The sequence below is a fragment of the Vogesella mureinivorans genome, assembly GCF_007644035.1.
GTDB lineage: Bacteria > Pseudomonadota > Gammaproteobacteria > Burkholderiales > Chromobacteriaceae > Vogesella > Vogesella mureinivorans.
On sequence record NZ_VMTV02001036.1, the window covers coordinates 1 to 405 of the forward strand.

A 405-nucleotide genomic window follows, 5' to 3' on the forward strand; every position below is an offset into this window, starting at 1 on the left:
GATGGGATAATCGGAATTACTGCAAGTTTTGCAGTTAGAAGCGTACACCGGGTTGCTTCTCCCAAATTCCCGGCATTGTCCACTACCAAATAATCCACAGTCTTTTCCAGCTTGGGAATTTCTTCCGCTAACTCATCTGGATCTGTCATGCGATATAGAGGGATCTCTGTATCCATCGATTGCAGCCAGGTGGATGTACTGCTTTGACCATCAGCGTCAATAACGGCGACCTTGCGCTTTTTAATGGCAGATAACCAATAGGCGAAATGGGTCAGAGTCGTTGATTTTCCTACTCCGCCCTTTAAATTGCTGAAGCAGATGGTAGTCATTTTACTGCATTTTATTCCTTATTTATCTTACTGATTTTATCCTAATGATAGCCGACAGCTTGGTAATTCCAGCTTT

Annotated in this window: 1 protein-coding gene; it reads right to left on the minus strand. The window is 43.2% G+C overall.

Annotation, left to right across the window (positions count from 1 at the left end):
* Nucleotides 1-329 (minus strand): ParA family protein (locus FLQ44_RS22630; protein ID WP_147696158.1); only part of this gene is annotated, 329 nt, incomplete at its 3' end.
* Nucleotides 330-405: the final 76 nt, after the last annotated feature.